Raw genomic sequence first — 21,934 nt, 5'->3', positions numbered from 1 at the left:
GTCAATCATAGTAAGGAGTGGAATCTTTTCAACGCTTTACTCTAAATAGTCCTCTTCAGAAAATTCGCTATCTTCATAAGTTCCTTTATCTTTAAAGAAACGATTGTAACGCTGCTTAAAGCGGCTAAAGAGATAGACAACAACTAGCTTAATCAAAGTATAAATTGGGATTCCAAAAATCACGCCGACAAAGCCTAAGAGGTCCCCCATCACCAATAACACCACTAAGATTGTGATTGGATGAATTTTCAGCCGATCTCCCATCACCCGTGGCACCACTAAATCGCCGTGGAGCAATTGGACAGCAAACCAGACAATTAAAAATTTAATGACCATAAAGCTGCTGTCTTGAAAGGCGATAAATAGTCCCGGCAAGAAGGCGATAAACGGCCCGACATAAGGAATGATACACAAAATCCCCGCCGCCACCGCCAAGACGGTCGCATAATTCAAACCGATCAATAAGAAAGTAATCCAATACATGACACCTAAAACCAGTGAAGCAATCACTTGGCCTTTGAGATAATCCCCCAACTGCTGATTAGCAATTCGAGTCAGCTTTTTAAAATCAGGACGAAAGCCCGGCGGAATCATCCGTAAAACCGCTTGATAAAATTTCTGTGGGTCCTTCAGCAAAAAGAAGGCGATAATCGGTCCCGTGAACAAGGTCACCAAGGTGGAAGAAACTGCTGAAAAAATATTTCCCAAACTTGAAGCTCCTGCTTGCCAGTTATCTGCCACATAACCTGTGACGTCCGTGACAATTTTATCCATCGAATCCACCAATTGCGTTACTTGATTGTCAAAGGGGGTTGAAGCAAAGAAGCTTTCAATCTCCGCTTGAAAATTGTCAAATAAATCCGGTAGCTGCTGAACTAATTCTTGGGCTTGGCTGCTAATCACTTGAACCGCCTGCACACCTGCTAAGCCGAGAATCAGCAAGGCCACTAAAAAGACAATAGCAACGGCCCAAGTCCGAGATATTTTCTTTGAAAGCCGACTCACTATAGGATTAAACACATAATACAAAACGCCCGCAAAAATCACCGGCGGCATGACAGTTAGCACAATTGTCACCAAGGGATTAAAAATATAGGAAATTTGATTTAGCAAAAAGATGGCCAGTGCCGACAACGCCACTAAGCCAATCACAAAATAGGAGGTCTTCCCACCTAAGAAGGCCATTAAACGATTTTTTTCCATAATATACTCCTGTTTTCATTGTAATACCTCTATAGTATCAAAAAGTCCGTTTTCCTGCTCTAAATATACTCCCGTTTTTTTCATTTGAAAGTTAGCGAGCTTTGAACTCAGCTTACTCACCTAAATTTTTGAATTTCTGGCTTCTTTTTAGATGACAGCATCAGTTCAGATTGCAGAAAAAAACTTTCCATCAATTTTTTCCTTTTTATTTTCGAGAAAAGCACACTGACTTTTTTCTGAAAAATAGTCTGATGTTGTCAGGGGAATAATTTTGGTAAACTAGAAGCAACTAAAGCAGACATTTTTCGTTAACAGCAGGTGGTGTTCGTCTGTTAAAAATTCAAGTATAGTCAAAGTATGAAAGGTGTGAAAAGTATGAATAATCAAGCAAAAATTGTCGCCGCAAATCTCCGCTATCTGCGACAGAAGAATCACTGGTCACAGGAATATGTCGCTGAAAAAGTTGGCGTTTCCCGCCAAGCAGTTGCCAAGTGGGAGAATGGCGACAGCCTACCAGATTTACTAAATTGTGCAGCTTTGGCCGATTTATACACCGTTTCATTAAATGATTTGGTGCGCCACGATAGCGATCAAGCGGGCCTGCCGATAGCCCCCTTGAACAAACATATCTTTGGCGCAGTGACTGTCGGCAACCGGGGCCAAATCGTGCTACCGAAAAAAGCCCGTGAGACCTTTAATATCAAAGGCGGCGATACCTTAGTCGTTTTAGGGGATAGCAATCCTGCTACAGCTGGCATTGCCATTTTAACTGCCGATTCTTTTTTCCGTTGGACCGGTTATAGTCTTGAAACCCTGTTGGCTAAAAAGGAGGACTGACGATGGAACTTTTAACAGTCGATAAGGTGACTAAAAATTATCCCAGCTTTACTTTGGCGGATATTTCGCTGCAAATCGCTGCTGGCAGTATCGTCGGCTTGATTGGCACAAATGGCGCCGGCAAAACCACTTTGTTGAAGGCCATTTTAAATTTGATTCCTATTGATCAGGGCAACATTGCTCTACTAGGCAAAGACCAGCTCACTCAAGAAATTGCTTGGAAGCAGCAAACTGGTGTTGTCCTTGGGGGTGTCGATTATTATCAAGAAAAAAAGCTTAAGGTGATTACAGCTACCACCAAGCGTTTTTACCCCAACTGGCAAGAAGACACCTATCAAAAATACATGCGTCTGTTTGGTTTGAATCCTGAAAAAAAGGTCAAGGAGCTCTCCGCAGGTATGAAGGTCAAATACAATATTGCTTTGGCTTTGTCCCACCAAGCAAAACTTTTTATTTTTGATGAGCCGACAAGCGGTCTTGACCCGGTCTCCCGTGATGATTTATTGGTTATTTTTAAACAATTAACGGCCGATGGTAGCCGGGGTATTCTCTTTTCCACCCATATTACCTCGGATTTGGAAAAATCTGCAGATTGGATTGTTTACTTAAAGGAGGGCAAGCTGATTCAAGCCGCTGAGAAAGCCGAGTTTATCGCTTCTTTTCAATATTTAAAGGAGACACCTAAAGAAGCTGACCTCTCTCTAGAAGAAATTATGGTTCGAATGGAGGGTAAACATTATGATTTCTAATTTATTAGAAAAGGAAATTCGGCTAGCCGGGCATCCGAATCTCTTTGTTTTCTCTTTGATGGGCGCATTGGTGTTAGTCCCCGGCTATCCGTATAGCATGGTGTTTCTCTTTGTCTGCATCGGCAACTTTGTCAACCTGCTGTATGCCAGAGAAACCCACGATATTTATTACACTGCCCTGTTACCGATTAAAAAAGTCGATGTTGTCACCAGCAAATTTACCATTTTAATTGCATCAGAAATTTTCGCTTTACTCTTTACTGTCCCCTTCGCCTTTATTCGTCTCTTGTATCTGAGAAGCATCGGCAATCCAGTGGGCATCGAGGCTAACGTGGCATTCTTTGGGATTGGATTATTGATTTTCGCCGTTTTCAACTGGCTGTTTTTGCCGCTGTTTTTTCAAACGGCCTATCAAGCCGGTAAAAGCTTTATTTTTGCGATTATTCCTGCCACTATCGTAGCCATCATCGGAGAAAGCTTAGCTCATCTGCTGCCGTGGTTAGATTCAATCGCTTGGGCTGACCAACTACGTCAGCTGCCAATTTTAGCAGTTGGCAGCCTGTTGTTTATCCTTTCGAGCTACTTCGCGAAAAAAAGGGCTTCGAGAAATTTTTTGGCGGTGAACTTGTAGAAGTCAGGTTTATTTTCTTAAAATGAAGCTGAGTTGACTTGCATTAAAATTAACTTTCCTAGTTAGACTAGGTGTTAAGCCAAAAAAATTCGAATATCAACTCCCGCAAATTCTATAATTGCTGCCATAAATTGAGAATTTGCGGGATTTCTGTGCTGCTGCGAATCGCAGCCGCTACCGGATTTTCTAGTTTAACTTGTGGGATTTGTAGAGGAATTAATGTGCCTTCTGACAATTCAGCGGTAATCAGAACCTCCGGCAGCACTGCGATGCCGACGCCATGCAAGGCTGCTTCAATCAGCACCTCTGAATCATTGCTTTCCCAAGCCGGCCGCAGCTGAAAGTTTCGCAGCGTCACGCTGGCCTCCAGCGCCTCACGGACAGCGCTGCCCCGCTCCCTTAGTAACAGCGGCTGTTGCAAGACTTCCGCAAAAGAAAATTTTCCTTTATGCCGGTCGATAAAATCCTGATTGGCATAAAAACCGATGGGATAGCGGGCCAGCGGTTTTTGCTGATAGCCCTCAAGCGTTCGTTGCCCCTCTAAAAAAGCAATATCAATCTGGCCTTGCTCTAGCAGCTGCGCAATTTCCCCAGCCGGTCCAACAGTCACTTTGCAGCGGATATTTTGCTGCTGCAGCTGTTTAATCAGTGGCGGTAAATCACTCTTGGCGTAGGTCATACAAGAGCCAATTCTCAGGGGCAGCTGTTGGGCAAGCTGTGGCAGATGACTTTCCACCCGCTCAAAATTTTCTAAAATAGGCAGAATCTCCTGCAAAAATATTTCCCCCGCCGGTGTCAGACGAACTCCTCGATGCAGCCGCTCCAATAGTTGGGTGCTGGCTTCTTTTTCTAAATCCGCCATTGCATGTGAAACTGCCGATTGGGTCATAAAAAGTTGTTTCGCCGCCTTAGTGAAATTTTCTTGGCGGGCAACTGCTCTAAATATTTCGCATTGCCGATAATTCATAACTGATTACCATTCGCTTTCCCATGAAATCTATTCATGTCTTCTCTTTCATTTTATCATTTCACTAATCATTAAAACACCTTTATACTAATTAGATGAGGTGAAAATATGAAAACGTTGAAAGATTATTTATGGTTGATTCGAATTAATTTGATTATCAGCACCTTTACCTTTGGCGGCGGCTATGTGGTGGTGCCGATGATTCGCAAATATTATGTGGGGCGCTTCTTCACTGAAGAAGATTTAGTGGAAATGGCCGCAGTAGCGCAATCCTCTCCCGGAGCGATTGCGATAAATCTATGTGTTTTAGCCGGTAAAAAAGCAGCTGGTTGGGCGGGCTTTGTTATTACCTTAGTCTGCGGCATCTTACCGCCGCTGGTAATTATCGGTGTGATTGCGCAATTTTATCAAGCCTTTGCTGCCAATCCAACAGTCAATGCCGTACTAACCGGTATGCAGGCCGCCGTTGCCGCTTTAATTTTAGAAGTAGTGGTAGATATGGTCACGGCTATTCGCAGTCAGCGCAGCCTATTGTTATTAATTATTGTAGCCGGCAGTTTTATTCTCAATGCTTTTTTCCAAGTCAATGTTGCATTAATCTTAGTCTTCTCCTGTCTGTTAGTCGTCTTTAATCGCAGAAAGGAAGTGCAAGCATGATTTGGCAACTGTATTGGAACTTTTTAAAAATTGGTTTATTTAGTATCGGTGGTGGCTATGCCATTATCCCGTTGATACAAGCAGAGGTCGTCGAAAAAAATGGCTGGATTACCCAGAAGGTCTTCACCGATGTTATTACGATTTCCCAAATGACTCCCGGGCCACTAGCCGTTAATACCTCAACTTTTGTCGGCATGCAGCTGGCAGGAGTCCTTGGGGCGCTTGTGGCCACATTAGGCGCCATTACTGCCGGCGTGATTATCTCAATGGCTTTATATCAATTTTTCCAAAGCCATCAAGAGTCAGTTTTAGTCGGCAATATTTTTCAAGGCTTGAAGGCTGCCTCTGTTGGCCTAATTGCCTCAGCCGCCTTGACAATTATTTTACTGACCTTTTACGGCAGCTCTGAGCTTTCAAGTATTCCTTGGCTTAATATTGATTTCAAGGCGCTTATTCTCTTTGCCATTGCCTTTTTCGCTTTGAAAAAATATAAGGTCAACCCAATTTTACTGATGTGTGTGGCCGGTGTTATCGGCTTGATTATTTATTAAGCAGTTTTAAAAGACTTATCAAAAAATAGTTTGCTCTCCATAAAGAAAAACCCTTTTTCAGGACCACATTCATCACTGAAAAAGGGCTGCCTCTTTATGCAGCAAACTATTTTTTTATCGCCAAACCGGTTGCCAAGTCACGCCAAATTTATCAACGACCCAAGCACACTTGCGAATATCGCCAATTGCTTCTGGTCCCATCATGATGCTGCCCTCTTTTGCCAAGGCAGCAAAGATTACATCAAACTCCGCTTCGCTGCGGCACTCAAGGTATAAAGAAGAGGACCAATTAAACGCCGGCGCCGGATTCTGACTGTCCATATCTAAAAACATAATTTTCTGTCCTAAGAGTGACAGCAGTCCGTACATAATCCGTTGTCCTTCTGCTGCTGGCATATGCGGATTGTCAGTGCCATATGGTTCCGCCAATAAAATCTCGGCTTCTGGCAAATTAGCCGCATAAAACTCCAAAGCCGCCTTCGCTTCCCCGTTAAATGTTAAAAAGGGTACTACTCGTTGTTCATCCATCTCATTTGCTCCTTTAAATTTAGATTTCTTCTGCTAAGATTTCCACTGTCTCATGGCTGACTAATTCCCGAAAATCTAAAAAGCCTGCCGCCAAGCCGCGGATTAAAACCTCGGCAGTCCCGATATTGGTGGCCAATGGGATTTCATAGACATCGCTCAAGCGAATCAAGGCATTGACATCCGGTTCATGGGGCTGAGAAGCCAGCGGGTCCCGCAAAAATATCACCAAATCCATTGAGTCCTCTGAAATCAAAGCGCCAATTTGCTGGTCGCCCCCCAGTGGTCCGGATTTAAATCGATGAACTTTTAACTTCGTTGCCTCCATGATTTTTAAGCCAGTCGTTCCCGTTGCAAACAATTCGTGCTTCGCTAAAATCGGCTCGTAAGCGGTCGCCAATTTAACCATGGCGGCTTTTTTGCGATCATGGGCAATCAATGCAATCTTCATGCAAACACTCCTCAAAATTTATTTAGCTAAATGGTAGCAGGAAACCTGCTCTCCTGTAAAGAAATCAACTATTTTCTATTTGGTTAAATGTAAAAAATTTGCAACAGTTAAATAGATAGCAGACCTAGAATCTACTTCATCTGACTGAATTGCTGCATAAATCAAAAAAGTCACCACTAAAAAAAATTAAAGATACAGTTTTCCAAGTAGCAGTTCAGACAGCTCTTTTACAACTCAACCACTTTTTCCATGCTGCCATCAATATCCACAAAATAGTTCTTCAAATTGTTTTTATCATAATAGACAATCACCTCTCCCTTCGGTAGATACGGAGTAGGGTCCCGCCGTAGCAAAGGGCTTTTAAAATTTAGATGCTCGCCGCTTTTAGCCTGATAGGAACAAATAAGATAAGTCGCCCGCCGATTATTCACCGTCACGCCAGAAAAATTATAATCGACTACCTCTGCCAGCACTTTTTTACCAGTGGCTCGCAAGTTTTCGATGCGTCGACTTTTACGGGATGACCGGGCAAAAAGAATCACCGACACCAAAAGTAAAACGCCACCGATGCCGCCAAAAGCTGCTAGAAAAATCAGCCGAAAGGTGCGCAAGTTTTCGCTATTGTAGGTCTGGCGCACGCCATTAACCGACAGATTAAAATGATCTGAGTCTATTGGTATAACCTGCATAATTACCGCCACTCCTATGAAAATAAGACTTAAAGCCGCCAGTAAAATAGCTACCCAGCTAAAGCGATATACAAAGCTTTTTGGTTTTATCTGATTCATTGCCACTTCCCCTTTTTTGAAACCCGATTCTAGTTATGATTAGCAGTTACTTAATCCTACTGTTTATACAAGTTTATCTTTTTTTCTATCATTAGTTTACCATCTATAGCTGCATTCTTCTTGCTTTTCAAAATTTATTTTATCTTTTGGAACACAAATTGCGCCAGCGACCTCACTTCTATTCACCATCTAGACAAAAAAACAAGCCCCTCAAAGTGCGAGGGACTTGTTTAAATATCATTTTAAATATTTTGGCTGTTTAAAGCATCTTCAGCTGCCATTTGCGCTTCGATGTCAGAAATGCTGTAGACATTTTCGCTGGCAATAACTGTTTCTTTTGGTTCCATATTGCGGTAGCGAGCCATACCAGTACCAGCTGGAATAATCTTACCGATGATAACATTTTCCTTCAAGCCTAGTAATGGATCTTTCTTACCACGGATGGCAGCATCTGTCAGGACACGAGTTGTTTCTTGGAAGGAAGCAGCAGATAAGAAGCTGTTTGTTTCCAAGGAAGCTTTTGTGATACCTAATAGAACTGGACGGCCAGTAGCTGGCACACCACCAGAAATTAACGTTTCATAGTTCCGATCTTTAAAGTCAGCAATATCTAATAAAGTACCTGGTAAGATGTCAGAGCCACCTGGGTCCATAACGCGGACTTTACGCAGCATTTGACGAACCATTACTTCAATATGCTTGTCGCCGATTTCTACCCCTTGCATCCGGTAAACCCGTTGAACTTCTCTTAATAGATAGTTTTCAACAGACAATACATCACGAACAACTAATAATTGTTTCGGATCGATTGAACCTTCAGTCAATGGAGCTCCCCGGTGAATAATGTCGCCTTCAGCAACTTTCATACGGGCTGTAAATGGTACAGTGTAAGTTCTTGTATCTGTTTCACCTTTGACGGTCACTTCTTTAGTCCGAGTGGCTGCATCTTCAGAGATATCGATGACTTCACCGGTAACTTCGGTAATGACAGCTTGCCCTTTAGGATTCCGAGCTTCAAAAATTTCTTGAACCCGCGGCAAACCTTGCGTGATATCGTCGCCGGCAACCCCGCCGGTATGGAATGTACGCATGGTTAACTGAGTACCAGGTTCACCGATAGATTGGGCAGCGATGGTACCAACTGCTTCACCCACTTCAACCTCAGCACCAGTTGCCAAGTTGCGGCCATAACAATGTTTACATACACCATGTTTAGTATTACATGTGAAGACAGAACGAATGGTCACTGTTTCAATGCCAGCATCAACAATTTGGCGAGCCAAGTCTTCAGTGATGATTTGGTCCTCACCAACTAAAACAGCACCCGTTGCTGGATCAATTACGCTCTTACGAGTATAACGACCAACTAAACGTTCTTCCAATGATTCGATAATTTCATTACCTTCACGAATCGCTTGGATATCTAGACCACGGTCAGTGCCACAATCTTCTTCACGAATGATAACATCTTGGGCCACATCAACTAGACGACGAGTCAAGTAACCTGAATCGGCAGTCTTCAAGGCGGTATCGGTCATTCCTTTACGAGCCCCGTGAGTTGAGATAAACATTTCCAAGACGGACAAGCCTTCACGGAAGTTAGAGATGATTGGCAATTCCATGATACGACCATTTGGAGCGGCCATCAAACCACGCATCCCAGCCAACTGAGTAAAGTTGGAGATGTTACCACGGGCTCCAGAGTCTGACATCATGAAGATTGGATTTTTAGCATCCAAACTTTCCATCAGTTTTTGTTGGATTTCATCTTTGGCAGCATTCCAAACGGCAATAACCCGTTCATAACGTTCGTCATCGGTGATTAAACCACGACGGAATTGTTTGGTAATATTTTCAACTTGTTTGTGGGCTTTTTCGATGATGTCATGCTTTTCAGCAAGGACCATGATATCGGCAATCCCCACTGTGATACCAGCCATTGTTGAATGACGGTAGCCCAAGTCTTTCATTCTATCTAGCATCTTAGACGTTTCGGTAATTTTGAAACGTTTGAAGACTTCTGCGATGATGTTTCCTAAGTTTTTCTTCTTGAATGGCGCAATCAATTCTTGTTCCTTGATGAAGGCCGGAATATCTGTCCCAGCTTCCACGAAGTACTTGTCAGGCGTTTTTTCCGTCAAGTTAGAATTAGTTGGTTCGTTCAAGTAAGGGAACTCTTGCGGCATAATTTCGTTAAAGATAACTTTACCGACAGTTGTCACCATCATGCGTTCTTTTTGCCAATCAGTAAACGGTTTGTCACCTAGACTGTTTGGATTAACCGCAATCCGTGAATGTAAATGGACATAACCATTTCTCCAAGCAATGACTGCTTCGTTCATATCACGGAAGATCATGCCTTCGCCTTCACGACCATCTTCTTCCATCGTTAGGTAATAGTTACCTAAGACCATATCTTGAGATGGCGTTACTACTGGTTTACCATCTTTAGGGTTCAAGATGTTTTGAGCAGCCAACATTAACATGCGGGCTTCCGCTTGAGCTTCTTCATTTAATGGTACGTGAACCGCCATTTGGTCTCCATCGAAATCGGCATTGTAGGCTTCACACACAAGTGGATGCAAACGAATAGCACGACCTTCAACTAAAACTGGTTCAAAGGCTTGGATACCCAATCTGTGAAGCGTAGGTGCCCGGTTCAACAGAACTGGATGTTCTCTGATGACGTCTTCTAAAACGTCCCAAACTTCATCTTCTTGGCGTTCAATTTTACGTTTAGCATTCTTGATGTTAGAAGCTAATTCCCGAGAAACTAATTCCTTCATCACAAATGGTTTGAACAATTCAATCGCCATTTCCTTTGGCAGACCACATTGATACATTTGTAAAAATGGTCCCACAACGATAACTGAACGACCTGAATAGTCAACCCGTTTACCTAGTAAGTTTTGACGGAAACGACCTTGTTTCCCTTTTAACATATGGGAAAGAGATTTCAATGGACGGTTACCTGGTCCAGTAACTGGACGGCCACGACGGCCATTATCAATCAAGGCGTCAACGGCTTCTTGCAGCATCCGTTTTTCATTTTGCACAATGATGCTTGGTGCATTTAAATCTAATAAACGTTTCAACCGGTTGTTACGGTTGATTACCCGACGGTACAAGTCATTTAAGTCAGAAGTCGCAAAACGACCACCTTCTAATTGGACCATTGGACGTAAGTCTGGGGGGATAACTGGAATAACATCCATAACCATCCAGCTTGGTTGGTTACCAGAAGCTCTGAAAGCTTCTAAGATGTCTAAGCGACGAATCGCCCGGGTCCGTTTTTGACCTTGAGCAGTTTTCAATTCTTCTTTTAATTCCGCAACTTCACCATCTAAGTCAACTAAGTCCAATAATTTCTTAATGGCTTCAGCACCCATGGCAGCTTGGAATTCTTGACCGAATTGATCACGTTTTTCACGGTATTCCCGTTCAGTTAATAATTGTTTCTTTTCTAAAGTAGTATTACCTGGATCGATTACCACATAAGAGGCAAAATAGATGATTTCTTCCAAGGCACGGGGGCTCATGTCTAAAACAAGACCCATTCTTGAAGGAATACCTTTAAAGTACCAGATGTGGGAAACGGGTGCAGCTAACTCAATGTGACCCATCCGTTCACGACGAACTTTTGAGCGAGTGACTTCCACACCACAGCGATCACAGACGATACCTTTGTAACGAATACGTTTATATTTTCCGCAGGCGCATTCCCAGTCTTTAGTTGGACCAAAGATGCGTTCACAGAACAACCCTTCACGTTCGGGTTTTAAAGTACGATAGTTAATGGTTTCTGGCTTTTTCACTTCGCCATAAGACCAGCTTCTGATTTTTTCTGGAGAAGCCAAACCGATTTGCATACTTTCGAATTTATTTACATCGATCAAAAGGGGTTCCCTCCATTTCATTTGATGACCCACTGAGAAAGATCAGCAGAGTCAGCTAAGGGACTTCACCGAATAAAGTCCGCCTAGACTAACCTAACTGTCTCTCGACTCAGTTTTTGAAAAGCTGACAGTTGCGACAGGTTTTCAAGATTATTGTTCGAAGTCTTCTGCTGTTTCGATGCTTTGGACTAAGTCCTCTTGTGCTTCGGCAACAGCTTCAGTACCTTTTTGTGCCAATTCTTTTGCTGATTGTTGTTCAGCAAATTTTGTTAGAGCATCGACAGTAATCAAGTCATCATCTTCGTCATCCATATCACGAAGTTCGATTTCTTTTTCTTCAATGTCGAGAACTCGCATATCCAAACCAAGGGATTGTAATTCCTTCACTAATACACGGAAGGATTCAGGCACACCTGGTTTTGGAATTGGTTCACCTTTGACGATGGCTTCGTAAGTTTTCACCCGACCGACAACATCATCTGACTTGTAAGTTAAGATTTCTTGAAGAGTGTAAGCTGCACCATATGCTTCTAAGGCCCAAACTTCCATTTCCCCAAAACGTTGTCCACCAAATTGCGCTTTACCACCTAATGGTTGTTGTGTAACCAGTGAGTAAGGTCCAATTGAACGGGCGTGCAATTTATCATCAACCATGTGGGCTAATTTAATCATATACATAACCCCAACAGAGACCCGATTATCCATCGGCTCACCAGTCCGGCCATCGTATAACACAGTTTTGGCATCGCTAGCTAAACCAGCTTCCCGAACTGTATCCCAAACATCATCATCATTGGCTCCATCAAAGACTGGTGTTGCCACATGAATCTTCAATTGGCGAGCAGCCATACCCAAATGCAATTCCAGCACTTGTCCGATATTCATCCGAGATGGTACCCCTAAAGGATTCAACATGACATCAACCGGTGTACCGTCTGGTAAGAATGGCATGTCTTCTTCCGGCATAATCCGTGAGACAACCCCTTTGTTACCATGACGTCCGGCCATTTTATCGCCTTCATGAATTTTACGTTTTTGAACGATATAAACACGAACTAACATGTTCACGCCTGGAGATAATTCATCACCGGCTTCACGGGTAAAGATTTTCACATCGTGGACGATACCGCCGCCGCCGTGAGGAACTCGTAATGAAGTATCACGAACTTCACGAGCCTTTTCACCAAAGATAGCGTGTAACAAACGTTCCTCTGCTGATAATTCCGTTACCCCTTTTGGCGTGACTTTACCAACGAGTAAGTCACCATCTTTGACTTCAGCACCGATACGGATAATACCCATTTCATCTAAGTTTTTCAGAGCATCTTCTCCGACGTTAGGAATTTCCCGAGTGATTTCTTCAGGTCCTAATTTAGTATCACGGGCTTCTGATTCATATTCTTCAATATGAATGGACGTATACACATCATCTTTAACTAAACGACGGCTCATGATAATCGCATCTTCATAGTTATAACCTTCCCAAGTAGTGAAGGCAACCAAGACGTTTTGACCTAAAGCCAATTCGCCTTCTTCCATTGAAGGTCCATCTGCTAATGTATCGCCAGCTTCAACTGCTTCGCCTAAATGCACGATTGGCCGTTGATTGTAGCTAGTCCCAGAGTTTGAACGACGGAATTTAGTCACAGAATATTTATCTAAAGCGCCATTGTCCCGACGAACACGGACTTCAGAAGCATCGACGAATTCAACAACGCCATCATGTTTACACAGTAAGGCAGCACCTGAGTCATGGGCTGCTTTAAATTCCATCCCAGTTCCCACAAAAGGTGAACGAGGTTGAATCAACGGTACAGCTTGCCGCTGCATGTTGGCACCCATCAAGGCCCGGTTGGAGTCATCGTTTTCCAAGAAAGGAATACACGCTGTCGCCACGGCAACTACTTGTTTAGGTGAAACGTCCATGTAATCAATTTTATCAATCGTTACTTCCAAGTTTTCACTTTGAGAACGAGCCATTACTAATTCTTCTTTAAAACTGCCATCTTCATTTAACGGTGAGTTCGCTTGCGCTACGATGTAGTGGTCTTCGATATCAGCTGTTAAATAGTCAATGGTGTCCGTCACATGACCAGTTTCCCGGTTGACACGACGGTAAGGTGTTTCGATAAAACCAAATTCATTGACCTTCGCATAGCTGGATAAGCTATTGATCAAACCGATATTCGGTCCTTCAGGCGTTTCAATCGGACACATACGGCCATAGTGGGAATAATGCACGTCCCGTACTTCATAGCCAGCCCGGTCTCTAGTCAAACCACCAGGTCCTAAGGCTGAAAGACGGCGTTTGTGGGTTAATTCCCCTAATGGATTCGTTTGATCCATGAACTGAGACAACTGAGAAGAACCAAAGAATTCTTTAATGCTGGCCACAACTGGACGAATGTTAATCAATTGTTGTGGGGTTAAAGTTTCTTGGTCTTGAATTGACATTCTTTCACGAACAACCCGTTCCATCCGTGCTAAACCAATTCTGAATTGGTTTTGCAGCAATTCACCAACAGAACGAATCCGACGATTTCCTAAGTGGTCGATATCATCAACATTGCCGATACCTTCCATTAAGTTTAAGAAATAGCTCATTGAAGCGATGATGTCAGCTGGACGAACTGTTTTAGTGTGGGTATCAGGATAGCCGTTACCAATTACGTTGACTTCCCGTTCAGGGTCTTTTGGTGAATACACCTTCACCACTTGAACAGTCATCGGTTCAGTGACAACCCCATCTTCACTTGGGTAATACGTAATCGAGTTCAACCCATTGTCAATATGCGGTGCTAACTCATCCATCACTTGGTGAGTTAAAACAGTGCCTTTTTCAACAAGGATTTCACCTGTTTCTGAATCAACTAAGGTTTCAGCTAAAGTTAAATTCAACAGACGAGTTTTTAAATCTAATTTTTTGTTGACTTTATAACGACCTACGTTAGCTAAGTCGTAACGTTTTGGATCGAAGAAACGAGCAGTCAATAAGTTTCTAGAACTATCAGCGGTTTTAGGTTCGCCTGGACGTAATCTTTCGTAAACGTCCTTCAAGCCTTCTTCAGTCCGTGAGTCGCTAGCATTTTTGTGTAAATCTTTTTCAACAGTATTGCGTAAGCTGTCACTGTCGCCGAAGATTTCAAAAATCGTATCATCAGAACCAAAACCTAAGGCCCGTACTAAGACGGTCAAAGGAATTTTCCGAGTCCGGTCAATTCTGACATAGGAGATATCTTTGGCATCTGTTTCCATTTCTAACCAAGCGCCCCGGTTAGGAATCACAGTTGAACCAAAGCCTTCTTTACCATTTTTATCAACTTTTCCATGGAAATAAACCCCAGGAGAACGCACTAATTGGGAAACGATAACCCGTTCAGCTCCGTTGATAATAAACGTGCCTTGTTCAGTCATTAATGGGAAATCACCGAAGAAAACATCTTGGGATTTGATTTCACCAGTTTCACGATTGGTTAAACGTAAAGTGACATGCAATGGTGCAGAGTAATTGGCATCATGAGCCCGTGCTTCTGCGACCGTATACTTCGGTTCTTTTAATTCATAGCCAACAAATTCTAAAGACAGGTTTCCGTTAAAATCGTTGATCGGCAAGATATCTTCAAACATCTCCTGCAGTCCTTGATCTAAGAACCACTGATAAGATTTTGTTTGAATCTCAATCAAGTTTGGCAATTCTAAAACTTCACTAATTCTAGCAAAACTTCTACGTGTGCGGTGTTTCCCGTATGCTACGTCTTGTCCAGCCAAGCTATTCACTCCTCTAGATTAATTTTCAAAAAGGAAGCTAAATTGTTACGAAATAATTTCAAATATTATTTTTACGTAACAAAGAGCATTTTTTGCGGCTTTTGGGCATAAAAAAAACCAAAAGACAGAGGCGTTTTGAAAGATTAAAATCTTTAGTGCTTCTACTTTTGTTTCCTATGCTAAAGCCGGAACGGACAATATTTCGCTCCTGCCTTTTTTAATTCACTTCGTTTTTGCGTCTATATATAATATAATATTTATAGTAGAAAGTCAACTGTTTTCTGGTTGTCACGCTAGGCTTAACAAAAGCTTTTAGAATTCAAAAAATGAGGAGTAAATAAGTTTCAAATTAAATGAATTCAACGAATTTTCAGAAAATTTTAACTTTTCTATTGACAATGCCATTTAACTACAGGTATACTTTTAGACATTCAACAAGAAGGAGAAATTATTATGCAAACACTTCAAAAAATTTCGACACAACAGTTGAATCAACACACATACTTTAGCTATTTTAGATAGGTTTGTATTCATACGTGGATACAAACGGCAAGCAGTTCAGTTTGTATCTATGATGGCTAGGGAAATTCGCAATGAGCAAAAAGCCGCGTAGATTGATTTCTAAGTGGCGTGATACGATAGTTTATTTTCGTCCATTTAGAAATTATCTAAATGGACGTTTTTGTTTGATTGAAAAAAATGGAGGACGTAAAAATGAAAATGAAAAAATTAGTTTTAACAGCAGCAGCTTTATTGGCGACAATCAGTTTAGGGGCCTGCGGGTCATCGGACAATGGCTCTTCCGGCAGCTCCACATCGGGAAGCGCTGCAGACAGCGAGAACGTCACAGTCGGTGTCTTACAATTAGTCGAGCATGACTCTTTAGATGCTTCTTATGAGGGCTTCTTAGAGGGCTTAGCAAATAACGGCTACGTTGAAGGGGAAAATCTCACCGTCAATTATCAAAATGCCCAAAACGGCCAAGATAATTTGATGAGTATGAGCCAGCAATTAGTCAGTGAAGATCCTGATTTATTGTTAGGAATTGCTACTTTAGCGGCTCAATCTTTAGTCAATCAAACAACTGAAATTCCAATCACCTTCACTTCTGTTACTGATCCAGTCGATGCTGGCTTAGTGGCTTCTGAAGAAGAACCTGGCGGTAATGTCACCGGTACAACTGATATGGTGCCAATTGACAAACAAATCGCTTTACTCTTAAGTATTGTGCCTGATGCCAAAACCGTGGGCATTATGTACAACTCCGGCGAGTCCAATTCAAAAATCCAAGCTGATTTGGCTCAAGCGGCTTTAGAAGATGCTGGCATTGAAGTCGTTGTGAAGACAGCCACTTCTACCAATGATGTTCAACAGGTAACCGAAAGCTTAACTAGCCAAGTCGATGCAATTTACATCCCAACTGACAATACCTTTGCCAGTGCTGCAGCTATTATCGGTGACGTAGTCAAAGAAAGCAAGACACCAGTGGTCACTGGCTCCGTCGATCAAACAACAAATGGTGGTTTAGCAACTTACGGTATTGACTACCATTCTCTAGGTGTGCAAACCGGCGAGATGGCCGCCCGCATTTTAAGCGGCGAAGCGACACCGGCAGATACTCCGGTTGAAAGTGCTACTGAATTAGAACTAGTGATCAATGAAGACATGGCGGAAGCTTTAGGGATTGATCCAAGTACCATCGTTGCCCCAGAATAATTCTTATAGGGCGAAGGCGAGACTTATCCTTCGCCCCTCGTACATATTTCATTACAAAAAGGAGTTTTTCCAATGGATATTTTATCTCTGATAACAAGTTCATTAGCCCAAGGGTTGTTGTGGTCGCTATTAGCGATTGGGGTTTTTCTGACTTACCGAATTTTGGACGTGGCGGATTTAACGGCTGAAGGCAGCTACCCATTAGGTGCCGGCATCGCTGCAATTAATATTGTCAATGGCACGCCTCCGTTACTCGCCTGTGTCTACGCTTTTATCGGTGGCGCCGCAGCGGGAGTAATTACTGGCCTGTTGCATACAAAATTAAAAATTCCCGCTTTACTCGCAGGAATTATCACGATGACAGGGTTATATTCAGTCACTCAGCGGGTCATGGGGGCTGCGAACATCGCCCTGTTAGGCCAAGATAATATTTTTAATTTCTTTCAAGAAATTCTGGGGACTAAACAGCTGTCAATTATCGTGACAGGCGCTATCATCGTTTTAGTAGTTGTCATTCTCCTTGTGCTCTTCTTTAAAACAGAAATCGGTTTGGCGATGCGTTCCACCGGCGACAATATCGAGATGAGTCAGGCTAACGGCATTAACACAGACAACATGAAACTAATCGGCTACGCCCTCTCCAATGGCTGCATTGCGCTATCTGGTTCTCTGCTTGCGCAAAATAATAATTTTGCCGATTTGAACTCCGGAACCGGCACCATCGTCATCGGTTTGGCTTCGATTATTATCGCTGAAGTTATCTTCCGCAACCAACCGCTATTGATTCGTCTTTTGACAATTGTTTTAGGCGCAAGCATTTACCGCTTTATCTTAGCATTGGTTTTCACTACAAATGTTCAAGCCAGCGACTCAAAATTAGCCTCAGCCATCGTGTTGACAATTTGCTTGGCCTTGCCGGAGGTTCGCAAAAAACTCGGCCTCAGCAAAAAAGCCCCTAAGAAAGGAGCTGCCTAGATGACTACTATTTTAAAAATTGAAAATCTGCATCAAATTTTTGAACAGGGTACCGTCAATGAAAACCATGTCCTACGAGGCATTAATTTGACGATGGACCAAGGAGAATTTATTACAATTATCGGCGGAAACGGTGCTGGTAAATCCACCCTTTTAAACAGCATTGCTGGTACATTACCAGTCAACCAAGGAAAAATCATCGTCAATGGTGAAGATGTCACCCGAAAATCTGTTATGCGCCGCTCCAAACAAATTAGTCGCGTCTTTCAAGATCCCCGCATGGGCACGGCTGTCCGTTTGACTGTTGAAGAAAATTTGGCCTTAGCTTTAAAACGTGGCCGCCCACGAAACTTCGGCGCCGGTGTGAAAAACAAAGACCGCAATTTTTTTAAAGACCAGCTAGCGACTTTAAATCTTGGTTTGGAAACGCGCTTAGGTGCTGAAATCGGCCTGCTTTCCGGTGGTCAGCGTCAAGCGATTACTTTACTGATGGCTACCCTGCAAAAACCAGAATTAATTTTGCTGGATGAACATACTGCCGCACTCGACCCCAAGACTTCGATTACGGTAATGGAATTAACAGAACGGTTGATTCGTGAACAAGCTTTGACAGCCTTTATGGTGACTCATGATATGGAGGATGCCATTCGCTATGGCACTCGCCTCATTATGTTGCATCAAGGACAAATCGTTGTCGATGTCAAAGGCGAAGAAAAACAAAATCTGACCGTCGCCGAGCTGATGGACATGTTCCATCGCAATAGTGGAGCCGAATTGAAAGACGATCAGCTTTTGTTAAGCTAATTTTTTCGTGTTTAATTAAGTTGTATCGTTACAAGTAATTCTTATTTTAGGTGTCGAAAAATTCTTTTATAGCGACAAAATAAAATGTGCCCCCAGAGTCAGGCCATGTAGTGACCCAAAAAGTTAGACCAAAAATCTAACTTTTTTGAGGTCGGTACATAAGCAAGCCAAACATGGGGGTACATTTTTTCAGTAGAAGTGAGCAGTCTTGGTTAACCGCCCATCAAGAAGTCTAAGATATTCCAGCCATCACTGGTGCTACCTTGATACAGCTCAGTAAAGCCGCAACGACTACAGCTGATAGTGATAAATTTTTTATTTTGTACATCGAAAATTTTGGCAAAGTTCCCACCGGTTGCTTGAAACTGATCAGCCTCGTAATGAGTATTGCCGCATTTCTCACAGACATACTGTTTTTTCTCCATATTTTTCACTCCTATTTAAACGATACTTTGATATTTAATGAATTCATTATATAAATATTTTCTTAAAAAAACATCTGTCTAAAGTCGGATATTTTCCTAAAATCTGCTAAACTAGGAGAAATGAAACTAGCGGAGGAACCTATGACCACCAAAGAAAAAGTTTTAGACTTATTAATGACCAGCGACAGCATTTTATCCGGCGAAAAAATGGCCCAAGACCTAGCCGTTTCCAGAACTAGTGTCTGGAAAGCCATCAAAACCCTTGAAAAAGAAGGTTTCGAAATCACCCATGAAGCGAATGGTTATCGCTTGGAAGCTACCCCTGAGCATCTTTCAGCCACCGAAATTCGCCAGCTTTTCACGGCTGAAAATCAAATTGAACGTGTGGCGGTGTTAAAAACCTCCGAATCAACTATGAAGGACGCCAAAAAAGCGGCGATTGAAGACCAAGTCGAAGCGACGCTTTTTGTAGCAGAAACTCAAACAGCTGCAAAAGGCCGTTTTGGTCGTCCCTTTGTGGCCAAACCTAAAGAGGGAATTTATTTAAGTCTGCTATTAAATCCTTATAAGAAATTTTCTGAGCTGCCCCAATACACGGTTGTGATGGCAGTCGCCGTCGTTAAAGCTGTTGAAAATTTAACTGGCAAACAAGCCCAGATTAAATGGGTCAACGATATCTATTTAGACGGCCGCAAAATTTGCGGGATATTATCGGAAGCCATGAGTGATGTTAATACGATGGAAATTGCTCATATTATCATTGGTTTAGGCTTCAATCTGGCAATTCCGCAAACTGATTTCCCTGATGAATTGCAGGCCAAAGCGACCTCACTTTTCCCAGATGGCAAACCAACGATTACCCGCAATCAATTGATTGCAGAAATCATGAATCAGTTTTTCTTTTATTTGAACCAGCCGCAAATTACCATTGATTTGTATCGGAAACATTCCTTTGTTCTAGGCAAAACTGTCAGCTACAATCGGCAAAACCAAACCTATGTAGGTACCGCCGTTGACATCAACGACTTAGGTGAATTGATTGTTGATTTAACTGATGGCAGCCAGCAGGTTTTATCTTCAGGCGAAATCAGTTTAGCGACGATTGGCTAAAGGAAGATGTGATATTAGTTAAAACAGAGCCGAATCTTACGAACAATATCTAGTGAAAACCACTAGATATTGTTAATTTGCGACGAGGCTCTACTGAACCATAGGAGCAAATATAATATAAATCGGGATTTCATCTGTTAAAACGCCTAATATCACAGCCTCGTTTTTTACAGAAAATTAAGGGCAATTAGCTAAAGCCGCCAAGAGCCAAGTAGAAAATTTGGTACTGTCCAAGTTGACACAAACTTGGCAATTAGCTGGCTCTTGGTAAAAACCAGCTAAGTCAACAATTGTCGCTCCGGCTGTGTACGCCCCTTGAGTTTCAATCTGAACCGACAATTTTTCCACAGTAAACATTGAAGGGTTTAATAAGTAGGCGATAACGGTGCTGTCATACATTTCCAAGCCGCTATCCAACGAACCGCTGCGATAATGCTGCAGCAAAGAATAAAGCATTCGTCCTGTCTGATTAAGGCTCGCCATTTTCTGACTCTCCTCTGGATAAATTTTAGCGATACTGCCCATCTCCAAGGGCACCATCGTTAATTTCAATCCGCTGTCAAAAACAATCCGGGCCGCCTCTGGATCAACTCCGATATTAAATTCTGTATAAGCACCAAAATTTCCCCGACCAAGGGCGCCCCCCATCATCACAATCTCTGCAATTTTTTCTTTGGCTTCAGGATATTCCCGCAGCAATAAAGCAAGATTCGTCAGCGGTGCCAAGGCAACAATCGTCACCGGCTCTGTGGCTGCTATTAGCACACGTCTCATCGCTGCCACAGCTGATTCTGGCAGCAAGTTTTCCTGATTTCCATCAGGAAAATCAAACCCAGCTAAACCAGACTCACCGTGAACCTCACTGGCATCACGGGCAGCTCTTAAAAGTGGTTGGCTAGCTCCTTTGGTAACAGGAATTTTCAAATCCCAAAAAGTTAACAACCGTAATAAGTTACGGGTGACTTTTTCTAACGAGACATTCCCCGCCACTGTAGTCAAAAGCTGAACATCCAGCTCTTTTGAAAACAACGCCGCAGCTAGCGCCATTGCGTCGTCAATACCTGGGTCTGTGTCGATGATGATGGGACGTTTATTAGTTTTTTCCATTTTTTTACTCCTTGTTTTGGTATATTAAGTAGAATTTATTTATATCATAACCATTTTTTTCAAATGTTGAGTCCTTAATCAATTTAGACAGGCTATAAAGATATCTCGATGTTTATATCATAAGTCACTTTGAGTAAGATGCGAAAGTTTTAGCCAGCACAATTAATTTCAGGTTACCATCTGACAACTACTTCTCCACTCCATCCTTTCACTTTCCCACCATCGCCAAAAAATCATTTTTCACCTGCTCATTGATAATATATATTTCCATACTCTTACCCGGCACATACACGCGAATCCGATGGCTCCAATAACGATATTTAGTCCCTGCTTGCACCTTGTCGACCTGTATGCGGGAAAGCTTGGTCCGCTTTAAAAATACTTCTTGAAAAGGCTCAGGGTTCAAATTGATGATATAACTAGGTCCAACACAGACGGATTCAAAATATTGGCTCGCTTCATCTTGCAATTCTTCTTCTAATAACTGAAATAGCTTTTGCGGAACACGTTCTTCAAAAAGCTGTTTCCTTCTACTAAAGGCCTTTAGAGATACTTTAGCGGTAACAATGATGCTTGCCGTAGCAAACAGTGTTAAAACTAACATCACAATACTGATACCTAAATCTCCGGCTGTCATCGTTTGAAAAGTGATATATCCACTAATCATTGCGAAGAAAATTAGGAATAGTAAGATGACCAAACCTGACTGAGCATTTTTATAATAATTTGTTTGAACCCTTTTCATGTTGTATCTGCGTTTTTTCACAGGTCGTC

At 42.4% G+C, this 21,934-nt stretch carries 19 protein-coding genes; 9 read left to right on the top strand and 10 right to left on the bottom strand.

Features of this window, described 5'->3' with window-relative positions; translation table 11 throughout:
* Window positions 1–36 precede the first annotated feature (36 nt).
* A complete protein-coding gene (locus ORH16_RS08095; protein WP_265457853.1) occupies window positions 37–1,203 on the bottom strand; it encodes an AI-2E family transporter in 1,167 nt (388 codons plus the stop codon).
* 375 nt (window positions 1,204–1,578) lie between these two features.
* On the opposite strand from ORH16_RS08095, the gene ORH16_RS08090 reads away from it, so the two are divergent.
* The 3 genes from ORH16_RS08090 to ORH16_RS08080 are packed head-to-tail and all read left to right on the top strand — an operon-like array spanning window position 1,579 to window position 3,420.
* Window positions 1,579–2,040: a helix-turn-helix domain-containing protein gene (locus ORH16_RS08090; protein WP_265457851.1), complete on the top strand. Its 462-nt coding sequence runs from the start codon at window positions 1,579–1,581 to the stop codon at window positions 2,038–2,040.
* A gap of 2 nt (window positions 2,041–2,042) precedes the next feature.
* The gene (locus ORH16_RS08085) at window positions 2,043–2,789 is read left to right on the top strand and encodes an ABC transporter ATP-binding protein (protein WP_265457849.1); all 747 of its coding nucleotides are present in this window, start codon (window positions 2,043–2,045) and stop codon (window positions 2,787–2,789) included.
* Window positions 2,779–3,420: an ABC-2 transporter permease gene (locus ORH16_RS08080; RefSeq protein ID WP_265457847.1), complete on the top strand. Its 642-nt coding sequence runs from the start codon at window positions 2,779–2,781 to the stop codon at window positions 3,418–3,420. The genes ORH16_RS08085 and ORH16_RS08080 overlap by 11 nt, the downstream gene beginning before the upstream one ends.
* 112 nt (window positions 3,421–3,532) lie before the next feature.
* Here ORH16_RS08080 and ORH16_RS08075 read toward each other — a convergent pair whose 3' ends face one another.
* Window positions 3,533–4,387 (bottom strand): LysR family transcriptional regulator, encoded by an 855-nt coding sequence (locus ORH16_RS08075; RefSeq protein WP_265457845.1) that lies wholly within the window; start codon window positions 4,385–4,387, stop codon window positions 3,533–3,535.
* Window positions 4,388–4,495: 108 nt separating this feature from the next.
* Between ORH16_RS08075 and ORH16_RS08070 the strand changes: the two genes are divergently transcribed.
* Both ORH16_RS08070 and ORH16_RS08065 read left to right on the top strand, forming a co-directional pair.
* Window positions 4,496–5,044, top strand: a complete 549-nt coding sequence (locus tag ORH16_RS08070; protein WP_265457843.1) for a chromate transporter — start codon at window positions 4,496–4,498, stop codon at window positions 5,042–5,044.
* On the top strand, window positions 5,041–5,595 hold the full coding sequence (locus tag ORH16_RS08065) for a chromate transporter (protein ID WP_265457841.1): 555 nt from the start codon (window positions 5,041–5,043) through the stop codon (window positions 5,593–5,595). The genes ORH16_RS08070 and ORH16_RS08065 overlap by 4 nt, the downstream gene beginning before the upstream one ends.
* A 114-nt stretch (window positions 5,596–5,709) precedes the next feature.
* Here the strand turns inward: ORH16_RS08065 and ORH16_RS08060 are convergent, their stop codons facing one another.
* The 5 genes from ORH16_RS08060 to rpoB all read right to left on the bottom strand — a co-directional run bounded on the left by ORH16_RS08060 (window position 5,710) and on the right by rpoB (window position 15,023).
* The gene (locus ORH16_RS08060) at window positions 5,710–6,123 is read right to left on the bottom strand and encodes a VOC family protein (RefSeq protein ID WP_265457839.1); all 414 of its coding nucleotides are present in this window, start codon (window positions 6,121–6,123) and stop codon (window positions 5,710–5,712) included.
* Between the two features lie 19 nt (window positions 6,124–6,142).
* On the bottom strand, window positions 6,143–6,571 hold the full coding sequence (mgsA, locus tag ORH16_RS08055; protein ID WP_265457837.1) for a methylglyoxal synthase: 429 nt from the start codon (window positions 6,569–6,571) through the stop codon (window positions 6,143–6,145).
* Window positions 6,572–6,798: 227 nt separating this feature from the next.
* Entirely contained in the window at window positions 6,799–7,359 is a 561-nt protein-coding gene (locus ORH16_RS08050) for a DUF3592 domain-containing protein (protein WP_265457835.1), read from the bottom strand.
* A gap of 242 nt (window positions 7,360–7,601) precedes the next feature.
* Window positions 7,602–11,255 carry a DNA-directed RNA polymerase subunit beta' gene (gene rpoC / locus ORH16_RS08045; protein ID WP_322597294.1) on the bottom strand — a complete coding sequence of 1,218 codons (3,654 nt, stop codon included), beginning with the start codon at window positions 11,253–11,255 and terminating at the stop codon, window positions 7,602–7,604.
* A gap of 150 nt (window positions 11,256–11,405) precedes the next feature.
* A complete protein-coding gene (gene rpoB / locus ORH16_RS08040) occupies window positions 11,406–15,023 on the bottom strand; it encodes a DNA-directed RNA polymerase subunit beta (protein ID WP_265457831.1) in 3,618 nt (1,205 codons plus the stop codon).
* 714 nt (window positions 15,024–15,737) lie between these two features.
* Between rpoB and ORH16_RS08035 the strand changes: the two genes are divergently transcribed.
* The 3 genes from ORH16_RS08035 to ORH16_RS08025 all read left to right on the top strand — a co-directional run bounded on the left by ORH16_RS08035 (window position 15,738) and on the right by ORH16_RS08025 (window position 18,518).
* A complete protein-coding gene (locus ORH16_RS08035; protein ID WP_265457829.1) occupies window positions 15,738–16,739 on the top strand; it encodes an ABC transporter substrate-binding protein in 1,002 nt (333 codons plus the stop codon).
* Window positions 16,740–16,811: 72 nt separating this feature from the next.
* The gene (locus ORH16_RS08030; RefSeq protein ID WP_265457828.1) at window positions 16,812–17,714 is read left to right on the top strand and encodes an ABC transporter permease; all 903 of its coding nucleotides are present in this window, start codon (window positions 16,812–16,814) and stop codon (window positions 17,712–17,714) included.
* Complete coding sequence (locus ORH16_RS08025) at window positions 17,715–18,518, top strand: ABC transporter ATP-binding protein (RefSeq protein ID WP_265457826.1); 804 nt, start codon at window positions 17,715–17,717, stop codon at window positions 18,516–18,518. It abuts the gene before it with no gap.
* Window positions 18,519–18,730: 212 nt separating this feature from the next.
* Here ORH16_RS08025 and ORH16_RS08020 read toward each other — a convergent pair whose 3' ends face one another.
* Window positions 18,731–18,943 carry a zinc ribbon domain-containing protein gene (locus ORH16_RS08020; protein WP_265457824.1) on the bottom strand — a complete coding sequence of 71 codons (213 nt, stop codon included), beginning with the start codon at window positions 18,941–18,943 and terminating at the stop codon, window positions 18,731–18,733.
* 141 nt (window positions 18,944–19,084) lie between these two features.
* Between ORH16_RS08020 and ORH16_RS08015 the strand changes: the two genes are divergently transcribed.
* Window positions 19,085–20,053 carry a biotin--[acetyl-CoA-carboxylase] ligase gene (locus tag ORH16_RS08015; RefSeq protein ID WP_265457823.1) on the top strand — a complete coding sequence of 323 codons (969 nt, stop codon included), beginning with the start codon at window positions 19,085–19,087 and terminating at the stop codon, window positions 20,051–20,053.
* Window positions 20,054–20,230: 177 nt separating this feature from the next.
* On the opposite strand, the gene rihC is transcribed toward ORH16_RS08015, so the two are convergent.
* Together rihC and ORH16_RS08005 are read right to left on the bottom strand one after the other, a co-directional pair.
* The gene (gene rihC, locus ORH16_RS08010; RefSeq protein WP_265457821.1) at window positions 20,231–21,160 is read right to left on the bottom strand and encodes a ribonucleoside hydrolase RihC; all 930 of its coding nucleotides are present in this window, start codon (window positions 21,158–21,160) and stop codon (window positions 20,231–20,233) included.
* A 208-nt stretch (window positions 21,161–21,368) separates the two neighbouring features.
* The gene (locus ORH16_RS08005; protein ID WP_265457819.1) at window positions 21,369–21,926 is read right to left on the bottom strand and encodes a hypothetical protein; all 558 of its coding nucleotides are present in this window, start codon (window positions 21,924–21,926) and stop codon (window positions 21,369–21,371) included.
* Between the last annotated feature and the right edge of the window lie 8 nt (window positions 21,927–21,934).

The organism is Enterococcus sp. HY326, assembly GCF_026157065.1.
GTDB lineage: Bacteria > Bacillota > Bacilli > Lactobacillales > Enterococcaceae > HY326.
The sequence above is the reverse complement of the archived record's forward strand: the minus strand, read 5'-3'. Positions and strand labels throughout refer to the sequence as shown.